This is a genomic window from Treponema porcinum, from assembly GCF_900167145.1.
Lineage (GTDB): Bacteria > Spirochaetota > Spirochaetia > Treponematales > Treponemataceae > Treponema_D > Treponema_D porcinum.
On the sequence record NZ_FUWG01000011.1, the window covers coordinates 45,792 to 60,945 of the forward strand.

Sequence of the window (15,154 nt, forward strand, 5' to 3'; positions counted from 1 at the left end):
TTAGATTGAGAAGTTTTCCATATCATATTTATCTGTTGTTTTTCCCCGTATCATTACTTTTTTTTTCTGCGGAACAATAATTTATTCTTCAGGTTTTTTATTTTCTTAAAAAGAGACCATTTGTATTCCTGCTTGATGTCGTTTGCTACAATATCAAGAGGTATGCCGTCGCCAAATTTTTTCTTCAGTTCATCGTAGCAGTGGATGAGCCAGATGTACAGGTCACCGGCAGTTCTCTTCTTTATATATTTCATTATTTTGTATTTTTCGATGACGGCGATTACTGGCATATACACTGTGTTGAACCAGGAAGTTATGGCTGCTTCCATAGTTATTTCTTTTTTAATTCCCTGATTTATGAAATATTTGTGCGTCAGTATGTGCTGGTAGATGATGTCGTATTGTCCCGGACTTGAAAAGTCAAGGTTCCAGTAGTCGGTGATGTCGCCGAATGATGTTTCAAAGTAAAAATTCTTTTTTTCATAGACGATTATCTGCCTGAGCATTTCTCCCAGCGTACGGACTGGAGAAAGTTTTATTTCCGTCTGGAGGGAGACGATTTCTGCATCTATGAATTCAACGCCTTTTGATTTTGCGACGGAAACGCGGTGGTTTCCGTCACGGACAAAATACAGTCCTCCCAGTTCGTATACGCGTATAGGCGGAAGGATTATGTCCTTGATGACTGCTTCATCTACGTGTTCCCACCGTTCCTTCATAAATGAATTCTTTGGAAAGAACTGGTTGTCGAAGTCTTTATATCTTCCTTCGCTTCCTACTATTTTGGAAATCGGAATTGTCTGCATACCTACATACGTTTCGTTCTGCGGCTTTATAATCTGCCGGATCTGCTTGAATGAAATCATTGAGGCTTCTTCAGGGGTCAGGATGTGCTGAAGTTCATTTATAAGTGCTTTGTTGCGAGCTTTTGAGAAGTCATTTTCTGTTTCTTGTGACATTTTATTCTCCCGTGTTGTGTTTATCCTGTTTTTGCGGAAACTGAATGACGCAGTGTGCGTATGCATTTACGACGGTTGTATCACCGTATTTTCCTATTCGTTCTTCCCGCTGGTCGTACAGGTGTATGTGTCCGTGCACCATATATTCCGGTCTGAATGTTTTTATGAACCAGTTGTAGCATTTGAAACCTATGTGGCACGGGTCTTTTTTGTCGTGAATATTAAGCGGCGGTGCATGCGTAAGGAAAATGTCAAGGTATTTTCCGTAGCGCAGTTTGTTCAGAATCAGGCGCGGAACAAGAAGCAGCAGGCGGAACATCATTTCCGAGTCTGTATACTGGTTTAAGCCGTTGTTGTACCGCCTTGAGCCGGAAACGCCGGCAATGATAAGCGGAGTTTCTTTTTTTGTCCTTAAATCCGTGTATGACAGTTCCCTGTTGTAGAGAACCTTGAAGCCTGCGTAAACTGCACCGTGGTCGTGCTTCGTTATGTTGTTGTTTATGACAGCATCTTCCGGCAGCGGCGTTTGCGGTGACGGATTTTTGTTGTTGTGATAGTACTTGTATTCTTTCAGATTGTGGTTACCGAATATAAAATATGTCGGCTTGTTAAGAACCGTTACGATAAAGTCAACGTAATCCATCGGCAGGTCGCCTGCGCACAGTACGGCATCTACGTCGGGAAAATTCTTCTGCGCGTTCACAGAGTAGATGAGAGGGTCGATTTGGTCTGATACGCATAGGATTTTCATTTTACGAACCTTGACTAGTCTTTTGATTTATTAAGAACTGCTTGTCGTAAGCAGTGTTTCAAGCCGCTGTTTTTCTATCAGTTCGACAGGACGATTTTCTGCGAATGCTATTGCAGTGCGCGTAAAGCCGGAACTTGCGATAACGTAAGATTTCGTACAGTTTGCAGCTTTTGCCTTGTCCAGTACTTCCCGGACGGCGGTGTCTTCAACCGGTTCGATTGCACGGTAAAACCTAAGGTATTGTGCCTGCTTTCGCATATTCCGCCAGTCATCTTCTTTTGCTTCTACTGCAAGAATTGAACATCCGTCACGTACGGAGTCTGCTTTCTGCGCAGAAAGATTAAGCGCTTTAAGGCAAAGGTTCTTGCAGATTTCAATGAATTCTGCATCGGGGCAGGTGAGGTAGTCCTTCAGGCTGTCGTTTGCCTGTAAATCCTTGTATTCGGAAAGTTTTGAGGCTACGTCCCTGAAAGAATGGTTCTTTGAGTAGATAATCTGCCACTGTTCTATTGCTTTTTCAATCTTTCTGTTTTTTTCGTAGCAGGCGGCAAGAAAGTAACGTGCGTAAAGCGTATCGTTTTTTGTTCCATCTTTATCAAGTTCTATTGCGCGCTGAAGGTCTATCTGCGCATTGTCAATCCTGTTTGCAATCATATAGCAGGTACTGCGTTCTATAAGTGCTTTCTGTTTGTATTCAGAATCGCGCTGTGCCTTGTCAAAGGCTTTTACTGCACCTGCAATGTCCTTGCTTTCTTTTAGGATTTTTCCCAGAAAGTAGTAGCAGGAGTATTCTTCCGGATTCAGGGATATTGCTACGTTCAGCTCCTGCTTTGCTTCCGTAAACTGCTTTGACTGGAACAGGATGTATCCCATTGAGGCGTGTGCCTTTGCGTTTTTCGGATTAAGCATAAGGCATTTTTTATAAAAGCCAAGCGCAAGGTCTTTTCGTCCTACCTGCTCGGAGAGTTTTCCGGCATTGAAAAAATTGTCTGCATTCGTTGGTTCCTGCTTTGTAAGAAGAAGATATTCGCGCATAGCTTCTTCCTTGTGGTCGAATTTTACGAGCATCGCCGCAAATTCGCGCCTGAACGGCACTTCCTGAAGAACTGCATCAAAAAGAGCGTGTTCATTGACTGTTTTATATTCAATAAGCGCAAGTTCACCGCGATTGTCCGCGAGATACGCCTTTCCTAAATAATAATGGGCAAGATAGTTTTTTTGGTCTTTTGCGATAATCTGTTTTGCAACTTTTGCTGCTGCCTGGTTTTTGCCCTGCTTCAGAAGCCGGCGCACTCTGTCTACTTTTTTAGGTGCAGCAGCTGCCTTGATGATAAAAACCAGCAGTCCTATGACTACTACGGAAATAGCGGCTATAAGAACAATCATTTTTTTTCTGAAACTCCCGTAAAAAAGCCTGCGAAAGAACCTGAACTTTCGGTCTGACTTTTGTATAGAAAAGTCTGCAACGCAGACTTTTGGAAAATCGGATATTCCGACGGCTTCCGGCATCTGTCCGGCTCTTTATGAATGAGTCTGAGCCAGAAGTCTTTTAATGAATTATATACTAAATTTAAAAAGTATAATAGTATGATTGCAGCACGTTTTTTTACATTTAGCCTGAATGCCGGATTTCTAAGTTTTTGTGACGTACGGGATTTTTTAATCAAGGGGTTCCAGTCCTTTACGGAAAAAAGTCCGGAATTCATGCTGAATATTCTAAAAAAATTGGATTGCTGGTAAAATGGACGGTAATATGAAAAAGCGTTTTGTGTCTTTGTTTTTTATTGTGAGTGCGATGGCTTTCCTTTCGGCAGAGTCAGAGGGGGAAAGGCAGTTTAAGGCGAATAATCCTTCCGGCGCGGCTGTACTTCTGGAAAGTGAAATACAAAGGGGCGAGATTTCGGCAGATACTTATAATTTTCTGGGACTTGCGTATTTTCAGCTTGGCGAGTATGCAAAGTCAATTGATGCATTTGAGCGCGGAATGAAATCTTCCTATGCAGACAGGAAAAAACTCTGCTTTAATGAAGGAAACGTTGCCTATGCGTCCGGCGATTATGAAAAGGCGGAAAACTGCTTCTCCCTTGCTGTTGCCGTCTCGCCGCAGATGTATTCAGCCGTCCTGAACAGGGCAAATGCGCGCCTTATGCAGAAAAAGTATGGCAGTGCTCTTGATGATTACAAGTTGTATGTTGCATCGGTTCCGGACGATCCTCAGCGTGATTCAATTATTCGTCTTATTTCCTATCTGGAAGAACAGCTTGTGTTTGAAGAACAGGAAAAAGTCCGGCTTGCAGAAGAACAGAAACGTATTGCAGAAGAAAATGAGCGCATGCAGGCGGAAATTGCCCGGCGTGAGGCAGAACAGGCTGCTGCGGAGGCTGCGCGTAAGGCGGAGGAAGAAGAACGCCGCCGTAAACTGCTGGAGGAAGTTGCAAATTCGCTTCAGCAGACTGATACTACAAATATGACGGCAGGAGCTGAGGAAGTTCTTGACTATGAATACGAGTCTGAACTTGACTAGATAAAGTTCCTGTCGACAGAAATAATTTTAGTGAGGGGAAAAATGAGTTCATTGGATTTTGATCACCTGGACAGTTTTAATCAGAGCGGACTGAAAACACGTCTTACAAAAAAGCAGAAGATTGTTATTGCCGTTGCGGCGGTTTTAGTCATAGTTCTTGCCGTCCTTTTGTGCGTAAAAGGCTGCGGAGGAAGTTCTGGTGCGCGTGACAACACGCTTTCGCTTGTGCGTATGTATATAGAGCGCGGAGAGTACGAGCGTGCGCTGGACAAGCTTGAAGAGTTGCTGCTTAAAAATGCAGGGGACAAGGAAGCCCTTGATTTGATGGATGCCGTTATTGCGGAAAAAAATAAATCTTCTGCAGGAGAAACTTCTTCTTCAAACGTTAAGGTTGAAGTTGATACGGACGGGCTTACGCAGGTAATCGAATCTATGAAAAGTGGCATAGAACGAAATAATCGTGCTGCAGAACAGAACAGTAAGGCTATGGCAGATTTGCTCAACCAGCAGAAAGTTCAGGCAGAAATGGAAAAAACTCGCCTTGAGGAACAGAAAAAGCAGCAGAAACTTGCAGAAGAGCAGCGTAAGAAAGACGAAGCAGAAAAAAAGGCGGCTGAGGAGAAACGCAAGGCGGAGGAAGAGGCTCTTAAGAAAAAGAATGCACAGCTTAATAAGGAAATTTCTTTTGTAAATGATGAAATTCAGCAGGGAAAGACTGCGCTTCAGGCAGGGAGTATTGACAAGGCTCTGAGCCATTTTGAAACAGCCAGAAACAATCTTCCTGTTTCGGACGGAGAACCAGCCTTTTCTGCAGGTAAATATTCTGAGATGGCGCAGGCGCTTCATAATTCTTCTCAGAACGCAGCTTCGGGCGAAGTCCGTAACCGTCTTGAAGAAGCCGCCGTATCGTATGCACAGAACGCAATTTCTTTAAATCCGAAAGATGCTGCGTCTAATTATATTATCGGTGCGGATGCGATGAGCAGAAAAGACTATAAGAAGGCGCTTGATTCGTTTATGCAGGCAGTTAGCACTGACAGCAAGAACTATCTGTATTATTACGATTTGGGAAGGGCGCAGTATATGCTCAAGAAATTTACTGAAGCTAAATATTCATTTAATACAGCCTGCCAGCTTAACCCGTCATTTGCGCCGTCGCGCTATAATCTGGGGCTTACGAACAACAAATTGAACGATGCAAAATCTGCACTTGCTGATTTCAGAAAAGCGCATGATATAGATCCGCTCCACGAAAAAGCGTATATGGAGGAAGGTCGCGTGCTTTTTTCTATGAAAGACTGGAACGGCGCTGTTTACGCATATAACAAGGCGGCCGGTATAAACAGTACGAACAGGTCGGCATTCCAGGAACTCGGTTCGTCTTACTATCAGCTGAATAATTACAAGGAGGCAGAGACTGCGTTCAGAAAATCGCTTGCGCTTCTTCCTGCCGGAACTGACGATCCGCTTACGTATTATAATCTTTCTACAGTCCTGTACGAGCAGGGAAAAGCTGACGATGCGCTGAACTACGCAAAAAAAGCGTATGATTCGCAGGGGGCGCTTCGTGATATGAATGCACGTGCAAATATTGTTTATAACTACGCGCTTATCTGTGATAAAACAGGCAAGGTTGACGAGGCGATTGCAAAATATGCAGAGGTGCTCCAGCTTAATCCAAAGCATCTTAAGACGCAGATAAATCTTGGCGTTATGTATATGGGAATGACTCCGCCTAATACGGAGATGGCGCTTAGTCTTTTCAAAAAAGCATACGAACAGGATAATTCAAGTTTTGAGGCGAACAATAATCTTGGAAGTGCATATCTTTCAAAAAAGGACTATAAGAATGCAATCCTTCATTTCCAGAATGCCCTGAAAATCGACCCGAAGGATAATGAAGTCCGCATAAATCTTGCCCAGGCGTTTGCAAGCGACGGTCAGTATGATAATGCCAAGACAACGTATATGGAAGCTCTGCGGCAAAATCCTAATTCGTGGGACTGTTATATTGAACTTGCAAAAGTCTGCCTTGCCCTGAATGACAGCGGAAATGCCGCAAAATTCCTTGAGTTCGTGAAAGTGAAAAATCCTGGATACCGCGAGCCGGAAATTGACAGCCTGTTTGCTTCCATAAAATAAGAAAAATAAGCAGATAAAATTGTGCGGCGGCGTTGATTTACGTACGCCGTACAAGCGAAAACAGCTGTTCGCGCGTTATGACTGTGTAGACCGGACGTCCGTGAGGACAGTGCGGGTCTTCCAGTTCAAGTGCGTTCCGGGCAATTTCTTCTGCCGCATTGTCGTCAAGAATCCAGCCGTCTTTTACAGCTGCCTTGCACGCCGTCATTGCGGCGATTGAGTAAATCAAGTCTTTCGGGGCAACTTTTTTGTCCAGAAGATCGTGCTCAAGGTCAAGTTCTGAGCCGCTCCATCGTTCCTGAAGCGTTGTGAATTCCCATTTTCCGCCGCCTGTATTCCTGCATTCAAATCCTATTTTAGAAAGTTCGTCCTGAATTGACTCCAGATAGTCGTCTTCCTTTTCGTCTTTTGTTTCGATTACGTACGGAATGAGAAGGTGCTGGCGTTTGCTCTGGTTTTTCATAATGCTGTCGAACAGGGCGCGTTCGTGGGCGGCGTGCTTGTCTATGATGTAAAGAGCGGCGCCTTTTTCTACTATAATAAATGTTCCGAGTGCGCTTCCGAGGAAATGAAAGCCGTTTGTTTCTGCATTGAACGCGGATTTTGACGCATTGCCCGCCGCATTAGCCGCATTGCCAGATGCGGCGTCGTCCTGTGCAGGGAAAGACGGCTTGGTTTCTGAAAAAATGTTTTTTTGGGTGAATGAAGCGTCTTTTTCCGTCTGCGTCGTTTTTTCTTGAGAAGCGGCGCCGTCCTCCGTTTCGTTCTGCGGAATTCCTTTGTTATACGCGGCAATAGCCCTGTCTGCAATTTCAATTACTTTTTGCGTGCGTGCGGAAACGTTTTTTTTCTGCGGGGCTTCTGCCTGAAAAACAGCGCTTTTCGCATACGAATCCGCCGCCGCTACAGTTTCCGGTATTACGGAAGACTGTCCGTGGAAAATCGTATATTTTTCGGAAAACGGGCGCGGTTCAAAAAATCTGCTGCGGTTTCCTGCGCCTGTTCCGCTGTATGTGTCAGAAATGCCTGTTTTTTTTTGGAATGAGTTTTGCGCCGCCGGATTATGTAATTTTCCCGGCGTATCCGGCTCATCGTCCGAAAGTGCCAGTTCTGCAAGGTCTGCCGGAGATGACGAACCGTTTGTCCTTGAAAAAAGAGCCTGTGAACCGAACTCTTTTGAAGGCTGGTTCAGCGATGCTTTCATCGTTTTGTTTGTATAGTCGGAAAAAAATTGTTTTACAGTCGTGCTTATGCCGTGATGAAGGGCCGATATGTCCTTGAAACGGACTTCGCGCTTTGCCGGATGAATATTAAAGTCCACCAGTGCTGGATTTATCTGGATAAACGCTGCTGCCACCGGAAAACTGCCGTTCGGAAAATAGCCCTGACCGCCGTATTCTATTGCCTGTACGAGGGAATATTCTGTAATCCGCCTGCCGTTTACGAATATGTAAATGTCTTTTTTGTTAGGGCGGAAAACGCCCGGTTCTCCTATGACGATTTTAAATGACCAGTCCGGGGCATCGGATGAGTCGGAGCGTGCTGAAAGTTCGTAGAACAGTTCGGGTGATTCCTTAAGTTCCATTGCCTTTACAAAACGTTCCGTCAAAGTCTGACCGGCAGGCAAATCAAGTTTTATAGTTCCGTCAGAAACGAAGCGGAATGATTTTTCCGGGCAGGGAAGCGTTTTTTCAACGAATGTATTTTTGCACAATATGCCTTCGCTTGCCGGACGTTTAAGAAAGACGCGGCGTGCCGGGAAATTTTCAAACAGTCCTTCCGCCTGAACGATTGTTCCGTCAAGAACTGCTGTCTGTTCGATAATATGGTCTTCGGTGACCGAAGCGCGCATTTTCCATCCGCCGGACGTTATTGAAAGGCGGCAGACGGCGGCGATGGAGGAGAGTGCTTCTCCGCGGAAACCAAGCGTCGTAAGGTTCAGCAAGTCTGTTTCCGTCGCGATTTTACTTGTTGAGTGCGGTCGTGCGCACGTCTGTAAATCGTCTTTTGTCATTCCGCAGCCGTTGTCTACAATGCGCACCTTGTCAATTCCGCCGCCGTTTATTTCTACGGTTACGGAGTCTGCTCCAGAGTCGATAGCGTTGTCCATAAGCTCGCGGACAATTGCATTCGGGCGGTCGATGACTTCACCAGCCGCAATTTTTCGCGCAACTTCCGCATTGAGCATTCGTACCGGGTGTGCCGTGCTCATTGACGCGTTCCTGCCTCAGGTGCGCCGGCTGTTCCGTCGCTTCCAAGACCTGTGAAAAGGTCTAGTTCCGCCGGCTCTGCGTCCTGCGGTGCAGGATTGTTCATAAGCTGCTGGATTTTTCCTTCGATTTTGTCGATTTCTTTTTCCATTCCGCGGGCAAGGCGTATGCCTTCCTCAAAATCCTTGAGCGCTTCTTCAAGCGTGATGTCTGATTTTTTTATATCATTTGTAAGCTGCTCAAGCTTTGCAAGGTTTTCTTCAAAATTATTCATTTTCTGCTCCTATAAAAAAGTAAATTTTATTTTGCTTGTGTTACCACGGCAGTTATTTTTCCTTTTGCAGGGATTATTTCTATTTCTGCTCCGGCGGCAATTTGAGTTCCGTCCCGGATGATTTTCTGCGTAGATTTTTCACGAACCATAGAATATCCGCGGTCAAGGATGACTTGCGGACTTGCATTCTCAAGAATTGTAGCGCAGTTTTCGATAAAGCGACGCGTATCCTGAAGTTTACGGCTGATGTTCTGCATAAGGTCGTCCTTTGCATTGTCAAAGCGGACAAGGAGCGGCTGTTCAATGGAACGGAATTTTAGTTCAAGATTGTCAGGATTAAACGCCTTCACCATAAGCTTTGTTTTTTCCACCCTCATCTTAACGCCCGAATACAACTCGTTCTGGTAAAAGCGAAGCGTCTGCATAATGTCAGAAAGCTGCGGAACGCATAATTCTGCGGCGGCAGACGGCGTAGGTGCGCGCTTGTCCGCGGCGTAGTCGCTCAAAGCCCAGTCAATTTCGTGACCTACTGCTGATACAACAGGAATTTCGCTTTGTGAAATGGCGCGGACAACACATTCTTCGCTGAACGGAAGCAAATCTTCCAGAGAGCCGCCGCCTCTTCCTACAATAAGAACGTCGCAAAGTTTTGCGTTGTTTGCGTTCTGTATCTGCTGTACGATATTTTCCGCAGCTCCGTCGCCTTGAACAAGCGTCGGGAATACGATTACTGAAACGCACTTGTTCCGCCGCTTTGTAATCTGCAAAATGTCGCGGAGCGCTGCACCTGTAGGGCTTGTTACAACGCCTATAGTGCGCGGAAATAGCGGAAGCTTTCGTTTTCTGCTTTCGTCAAAAAGTCCTTCAGTAGAAAGCCTGCGCTTTCGTTCCTCTATCATTTTCAGGACTGCGCCTTCTCCGGCAACAGTCATTTTTGTTATTACAATCTGATATTTTCCCTGCGGACCGTATACGCTCAGTTTTCCTGTTGCCTGAACTTTCGTTCCGTCCTTAGGGATAAAGTCAAGATACGCCGCGGAATAGCGGAACATTACTGCACTAATGACAGAACCGCTGTCCTTCAGGTTAAAATACAAATGACCCGAAGAATTCGGGCGGTAGTTTGAGATTTCGCCTTCCAGCGTAATTGCCGGAAATGTTCCTTCAAGGATTTCTTTGATGATTTCGTTCAGTTCTGATACGGTGAAAACTTTGTCAGAAGGAAAAAGCGATGGATTCATAACGATAATTTTATACATTCAGTTCAACTTGTTCAACAGTCTGCCGATTATATAAGGGATGAAAACTCTTGTAATTTTATTGGCGGATTACCGCAGCCTCCACATGTTTGACGGGTGTTTTGACGGAAAGTCAAGTTTTGACCGTTGTATTGACTGGGCAAAAAAAGCCGGTGATGAAACGGTCGTTTTTGCAGGCAGGGAAGACAGTTTGTTTGCAGAAAAATGCGGTACAGGGACAGTTCTTCTTGAGCGTTTTGATACGACTTCGCTTCTTTCTGCAATTTCAAAAACCGCACAGAAAAAAAATGCGGACACTGTTCTGTATGCGTATGCGGACGAACCGTTTTTGAATTTGAAACTCACTGAAAAACTTCTTTCTACTCATAAAAAATATAATGCCGAATACACATTTGCAGACGGTTATCCTTACGGACTTAGTCCTGAAGTTCTTGACGCAGGAACGGCAGCAATTCTTGCAAAACTTGCGGAAACGACTCTTTCTGAGCAGGGGAAAAAACGTATTTCCCGCACAAGCCTTTTTGATTTTATAAAGACAGACATAAATTCCTATGAAATAGAAACCGTTTTGTCTGCTGAGGACTGGCGGCTTTTCAGAATGAATTTGTCATGCGGAACAAAGGCGAATATGACGGCAGCAAAGGCGTTGTTTGAGCAGGGAAAACTTCCTGAAGATGCGGACGAATTTTCTTCCGTGGCGGCACATTCCGTCCATGTGTTAAAAACGCTTCCATCTTTCTATAACATTCAGATTGCAAAAACGTCTTCTTTTCCGTGCCTTTACCTTCCAGACTGCATGAATTCCAGCGGAAATGACGTATTTATGAAGAAAAACGATTTTTCTTTCCTTATAAAACGTATTTCAGAATTTTCAGAAACCGCCGTCATATCGCTTTCTGCGTTCGGAGAAGCACTGCTTCACCCTGAATTTACTGATTTTGTGGCAGAAACACTTTCTTTCAAGGGATTACGCGTTCTTATTGAAACGGACGGGCAGAACGTCAGCGAACAGTTATGCCGTTTGGTGAAGGCAGCTGTTGAAAAAGCAGGTGCGCGGTCGGGAGGCGATGAATTTTTTGACGACATTGTATGGATTGTAAAAATAGACGCCGCTTCGGAAAAAACGTATGCGGCCGTGAACGGAAACGCATCAGGCTTTGAAAAGGCTTTGGGCGCGGTGAAAATGCTTTCTGAGCATTTTGAAGGCAGGGTGTACGCGCAGTTTACGCGCATACAGCAGAATGAAGAAGAACTTGAAGCGTTCTACCGGTACTGGAGCGCACCTGAAAGTCCGTCCGGTGGAAATCTTATTATACAGAAGTATTCGCGTTTCTGCGATGTACTTCCTGACCTGAAGCCGGCTGATTTGTCTCCGCTTGAGCGTAATCCGTGCTGGCATCTCCGCCGTGATATGACCGTTCTTGTAAATGGAGACGTTCCGTTTTGCCGTGAAACGCTTAGTTCTGACATACGTGCAAACGCGTTTACGGAGCCTTTGGACGCTATATGGGAAAAATGCACTGAAGAAGTGCAGAATCAGATGAACAATAAATATTGTGAAAAATGCAGGAAATGCGATGAATACTATACCTTCAACTTTTAACGGTCATCAGATAGACAGGACTGTTCTTGGCGGAATGCAGCCGTCTCCTGACTCAAAACTGCCTGTTTCAGTCATTATGCTGAATTACGGCGGAAGTCATCTTCGTGTACAGACTATTGAAAATCTGCTTGGCTGCGGATTTCGTTCTGTCGTGTGGATTGAGCCGACCCCGGACAGTTTTAATATAGAAGACATCTCTCGGCGCTATCCGTCCGTAAAATTCGTAATTCCATTGGAAAAGGCGACTGACGGCGAACTTATTAACGCCTGCGTAAGCGAAATTGACTCCGAGTATTTTCTTGTCCTTCGCGATACACTCCGCATTCCGCAGGGAATCCTTCTTCAAAATCTTGCAGAAAACCTTACGAAAGACAAAAAATACTGCATTGTTCCTCGCCTTATAAACGCAGACGGACAGGGTATTTCGGTTACTGTTCTTCCAGAAGCAAAAAAAGGTCGTTTTCTTCTTACTCCTTCGCAGTTTGTTTCAGACGGACTCCCTACGCTTTATCCCCCGGATTTTATCGGTTTGTACAACCGTGAAAAATTTATCCAGCTTGGCGGCTATGACTACACGATTACCGCTCCGTACTGGCAGAATGCAGACCTTTCGCTCCGTGCGTGGCTTTGGGGCGAAAAAATTGCGCTTTCCACTTCATTTTTAATTTCCTACGAGCAGGAAAAAACTGTAGAAGATACAACGCGTAACTATTCGTATATCCGTTTTTATCTTAAAAACATTCTTCCTTCGTTCAAGGATGACCACGGCGTAATTAAACCGATGACTTTCTTTAATTTTAAGGTTCATTCTTCCTGCGGATTTTTTGAATCTTTGTCACTTTTTAAAAGTGCGCAAAAATGGGTTGAAATGAATAAATATCGTTTTAAAATGGATGTTCAGCAGTTAATAGAAAATTGGGTGAGCGGAAAATGAAAAAAACAAATGCCGGACTGGCAGTTATAATTCAGTGCAGGACTTCCTCAACAAGACTTCCGGGAAAAGCGTTGAAGCTCCTTGGAGGAAAGCCTGTTCTTGAATGGACGCTGAATTCAATGCGCAAAGTGTGCGCAGACAGATATATTGTTGCAACGGACGAAGCTTCTTATGACGAACTTCTGCCTGTCGTTCAGAGATGCGGCTGGGAACTTTTTGCAGGACCGCTTGAGGACGTTCTTGAACGTTATTGCATAGTAATTCGTTCCATAAAATGCAGGACTGTCCTTCGCGCTACTGCCGACAATCCGTTTTTATTTTACGAGGCGGCAGAACTTCTGTGTACTGAATTTGAAAAACAGTCTGAGATTTCAAAATGCGATTATATGACCTGGACTGGGCTTCCGCACGGTTCTGGTGTTGAGATTTTCCGCGCGGACTCATTGCTTGAGGCCGCCGCTGCAACGACAGACCCGTATGACCGCGAACATGTAGGACCTGCGCTGTATAACCATAAAAACAAATTTACATCGCTTTTTTTTAAAGCTCCGTCGCGTTTTTATTTTCCTGAATACCGCACAACAATCGATACTCCGTCTGATTTCCGGCGCGCGCTTGCTGTTGTAAACAGGCTTTCCGACGGAAAAATGCCTTCAGAACCGTACACCACAGAACAGATTGTTTCTGCTGTCAAAGACCCGTTCGTCCACGATACTGTTTTATTTGTTCCGTCTGTAAAAAAAGGATGCGGTACAGGACATCTGCGCCGTTGCCTGAAAGCGGCGGTTGATTCCGGCGGATTTGTCTATGTTCCGAAAGACGCCGGTCTTGAGGAAACGGAACTGGTTGTAAGCGAGTATCTTTCGCTTGAGGACGGACTTAAAGACTACCAGATTGTGCGGACGTTCCCCGAACCAAATGAATTTTCCCTTATAGTAACAGATTTATTTTCAATGGATAAACCTCTGGCAGAAAAACTCCATGAAGTTTCCGTAGTTGCCGCCATTGACGAAGGTTCTGCATTTACTCCGTGGTGTGATTATCTTCTTGATATCATTCCGTCTGACAATGAAAACAGGGCGGCAAATCTTTCTCTCCCTGCATTCATCGAAAAACCGGTGAACAGGCGGACTGTCGGAACTTTTACTGTATCAAAAGTTCTTGTTACTTTCGGAGGAGAAGATCCTGCAAACCTTACTGTTCCTGCCGCGCGTTATTTTGCCGGAGCAGGATATTCCGTTACGGCAATTCTTCCTGAAAAAAAACGTCCTTCTGAACCGCTGGAAAACATAACGTTCATAGAACCTGTAGTGAACCTTAAGGAAACGCTTTACAGATACGATCTGGTCGTAACTCACTACGGACTTACGGCTTTTGAAGCGAACAGCGCAGGTTGTGCAGTAATTCTTGCCGCTACAAGCATGCTTCACGAAAAACTTTCAAAGTCTTACGGATTTTGTACGCTTTCCAGAAAACAACTTGAATTGCCGTTTGACGCCGCGCTTTTCTCCGACGTTTCAAAGTTGTTCCCTCCGGGCACAGCCTCTGGCGTAGAAAGCCGCTCTCTTGGCGATTATATAAAAAATCTTGCGCACGGCGCGCGCTTTGAATGTCCAGTCTGCAAAAACAGTGGAAAACCAGCAGAAAAAGAAAAATCTCCTGAAGAACCGGATGAAATTGTCGCGCGCACTGAATTCCGGACGTTCAGACGCTGCCGTTCCTGCGGAATTATCTATATGTCGTGGTCAATAAAAAGCGAGGCTGCTGATTACGGAAAATCTTATTTTTCTGAGCAGTACAAAAATCAGTACGGAAAAACATATCTTGAAGATTTTGAATTTATAAAAAAATCGTGCGGACGGCGCGTAATGGAACTGAATTCAACTCTCAGAATTGCGCATTATGCAAAACCGGCTGTTCTTGACATCGGCTGCGCCTACGGACCGTTTCTTTCTGCGGCGAATGACAAAGGCTGGCAGGTGTTTGGCACGGATATTGCGGAAGATGCAGTGTCGTATGTACAGAATACGCTGCTTTTCCCTGCCGTATGTGCTCCATTCCCGGAGTTTGATTCAGCCGTTTCGTTCGGAATAAATCAGTTCGACGCAGTTACTATGTGGTACGTCATCGAACATTTTTCGGATCTTGCGCCTGTCTTGAAAAAAGTTTCGTCGCTTTTAAAAAAGGGCGGAATATTTGCATTTTCAACGCCTTCAGGGCAGGGAGTTTCCGCAAAACTGAACAGGCAGCATTTTTTTGAAGAAAGTCCGGCGGATCATTACACGATATGGGAACCGTCGCGTGCAGGAAAAATTCTTCAGCAGTTCGGTTTTCAGATTGTAAAAACTGTGTCTACCGGTCATCACGCAGAGCGTTTTCCGCAAGTAAAGGCTCACGGCTGGGAAAAAACAAGCCTTCCGTTCAAAATGTATCAGACGGCAAGCAGACTGTGTAGAATGGGCGACACTTTTGAAGTATACTGCCGCAAGGTAAAATAG

The 15,154-nt window shown here is 44.9% G+C and carries 11 protein-coding genes; 5 read left to right on the top strand and 6 right to left on the bottom strand.

Annotated features, from left to right (window positions below):
• Window positions 1-53: 53 nt before the first annotated feature.
• The 3 genes from B5D55_RS07910 to B5D55_RS07920 are packed head-to-tail and all read right to left on the bottom strand — an operon-like array spanning window position 54 to window position 3,096.
• On the bottom strand, window positions 54-959 hold the full coding sequence (locus B5D55_RS07910; RefSeq protein WP_078933470.1) for a transcriptional regulator: 906 nt from the start codon (window positions 957-959) through the stop codon (window positions 54-56).
• A gap of 1 nt (window position 960) precedes the next feature.
• Window positions 961-1,710, bottom strand: coding sequence for a metallophosphoesterase (locus tag B5D55_RS07915; RefSeq protein WP_078933471.1), 750 nt, complete (start codon window positions 1,708-1,710; stop codon window positions 961-963).
• Window positions 1,711-1,740: 30 nt separating this feature from the next.
• Window positions 1,741-3,096 carry a tetratricopeptide repeat protein gene (locus tag B5D55_RS07920; RefSeq protein WP_078933527.1) on the bottom strand — a complete coding sequence of 452 codons (1,356 nt, stop codon included), beginning with the start codon at window positions 3,094-3,096 and terminating at the stop codon, window positions 1,741-1,743.
• 367 nt (window positions 3,097-3,463) lie between these two features.
• Here B5D55_RS07920 and B5D55_RS07930 point away from each other — a divergent pair, with 367 nt between their 5' ends.
• Window positions 3,464-4,234 (top strand): tetratricopeptide repeat protein, encoded by a 771-nt coding sequence (locus tag B5D55_RS07930; RefSeq protein WP_159446186.1) that lies wholly within the window; start codon window positions 3,464-3,466, stop codon window positions 4,232-4,234.
• 42 nt (window positions 4,235-4,276) lie between these two features.
• The gene (locus B5D55_RS07935; protein ID WP_078933474.1) at window positions 4,277-6,376 is read left to right on the top strand and encodes a tetratricopeptide repeat protein; all 2,100 of its coding nucleotides are present in this window, start codon (window positions 4,277-4,279) and stop codon (window positions 6,374-6,376) included.
• A 37-nt stretch (window positions 6,377-6,413) separates the two neighbouring features.
• Here B5D55_RS07935 and mutL read toward each other — a convergent pair whose 3' ends face one another.
• The 3 genes from mutL to xseA are packed head-to-tail and all read right to left on the bottom strand — an operon-like array spanning window position 6,414 to window position 10,101.
• Window positions 6,414-8,588 carry a DNA mismatch repair endonuclease MutL gene (gene mutL, locus B5D55_RS11895; RefSeq protein ID WP_078933475.1) on the bottom strand — a complete coding sequence of 725 codons (2,175 nt, stop codon included), beginning with the start codon at window positions 8,586-8,588 and terminating at the stop codon, window positions 6,414-6,416.
• The gene (gene xseB, locus B5D55_RS07945; protein WP_078933476.1) at window positions 8,585-8,860 is read right to left on the bottom strand and encodes an exodeoxyribonuclease VII small subunit; all 276 of its coding nucleotides are present in this window, start codon (window positions 8,858-8,860) and stop codon (window positions 8,585-8,587) included. The genes mutL and xseB overlap by 4 nt, the downstream gene beginning before the upstream one ends.
• Window positions 8,861-8,886: 26 nt before the next feature.
• Entirely contained in the window at window positions 8,887-10,101 is a 1,215-nt protein-coding gene (gene xseA, locus B5D55_RS07950; RefSeq protein WP_143593277.1) for an exodeoxyribonuclease VII large subunit, read from the bottom strand.
• A gap of 103 nt (window positions 10,102-10,204) precedes the next feature.
• On the opposite strand from xseA, the gene B5D55_RS07955 reads away from it, so the two are divergent.
• The 3 genes from B5D55_RS07955 to B5D55_RS07965 are packed head-to-tail and all read left to right on the top strand — an operon-like array spanning window position 10,205 to window position 15,154.
• Window positions 10,205-11,722 carry a spiro-SPASM protein gene (locus tag B5D55_RS07955; RefSeq protein ID WP_159446187.1) on the top strand — a complete coding sequence of 506 codons (1,518 nt, stop codon included), beginning with the start codon at window positions 10,205-10,207 and terminating at the stop codon, window positions 11,720-11,722.
• On the top strand, window positions 11,697-12,656 hold the full coding sequence (locus B5D55_RS07960) for a glycosyltransferase family protein (RefSeq protein WP_078933479.1): 960 nt from the start codon (window positions 11,697-11,699) through the stop codon (window positions 12,654-12,656). The genes B5D55_RS07955 and B5D55_RS07960 overlap by 26 nt, the downstream gene beginning before the upstream one ends.
• Window positions 12,653-15,154: a cytidylyltransferase domain-containing protein gene (locus B5D55_RS07965; RefSeq protein ID WP_078933480.1), complete on the top strand. Its 2,502-nt coding sequence runs from the start codon at window positions 12,653-12,655 to the stop codon at window positions 15,152-15,154. Before B5D55_RS07960 ends, B5D55_RS07965 begins: the two co-directional genes overlap by 4 nt.

What these genes read in the sequence shown, in the direction of transcription:
- mutL (WP_078933475.1), bottom strand. Translation starts at nt 8,588, where the DNA reads ATGAGCACGGCACACCCGGTACGAATGCTCAATGCGGAAGTTGCGCGA.
- xseA (WP_143593277.1), bottom strand. Translation starts at nt 10,101, where the DNA reads ATGAATCCATCGCTTTTTCCTTCTGACAAAGTTTTCACCGTATCAGAA.
- B5D55_RS07935 (WP_078933474.1), top strand. Translation starts at nt 4,277, where the DNA reads ATGAGTTCATTGGATTTTGATCACCTGGACAGTTTTAATCAGAGCGGA.
- B5D55_RS07955 (WP_159446187.1), top strand. Translation starts at nt 10,205, where the DNA reads ATGTTTGACGGGTGTTTTGACGGAAAGTCAAGTTTTGACCGTTGTATT.
- B5D55_RS07915 (WP_078933471.1), bottom strand. Translation starts at nt 1,710, where the DNA reads ATGAAAATCCTATGCGTATCAGACCAAATCGACCCTCTCATCTACTCT.
- B5D55_RS07960 (WP_078933479.1), top strand. Translation starts at nt 11,697, where the DNA reads ATGAATACTATACCTTCAACTTTTAACGGTCATCAGATAGACAGGACT.
- B5D55_RS07965 (WP_078933480.1), top strand. Translation starts at nt 12,653, where the DNA reads ATGAAAAAAACAAATGCCGGACTGGCAGTTATAATTCAGTGCAGGACT.
- B5D55_RS07910 (WP_078933470.1), bottom strand. Translation starts at nt 959, where the DNA reads ATGTCACAAGAAACAGAAAATGACTTCTCAAAAGCTCGCAACAAAGCA.
- B5D55_RS07920 (WP_078933527.1), bottom strand. Translation starts at nt 3,096, where the DNA reads ATGATTGTTCTTATAGCCGCTATTTCCGTAGTAGTCATAGGACTGCTG.
- xseB (WP_078933476.1), bottom strand. Translation starts at nt 8,860, where the DNA reads ATGAATAATTTTGAAGAAAACCTTGCAAAGCTTGAGCAGCTTACAAAT.
- B5D55_RS07930 (WP_159446186.1), top strand. Translation starts at nt 3,464, where the DNA reads ATGAAAAAGCGTTTTGTGTCTTTGTTTTTTATTGTGAGTGCGATGGCT.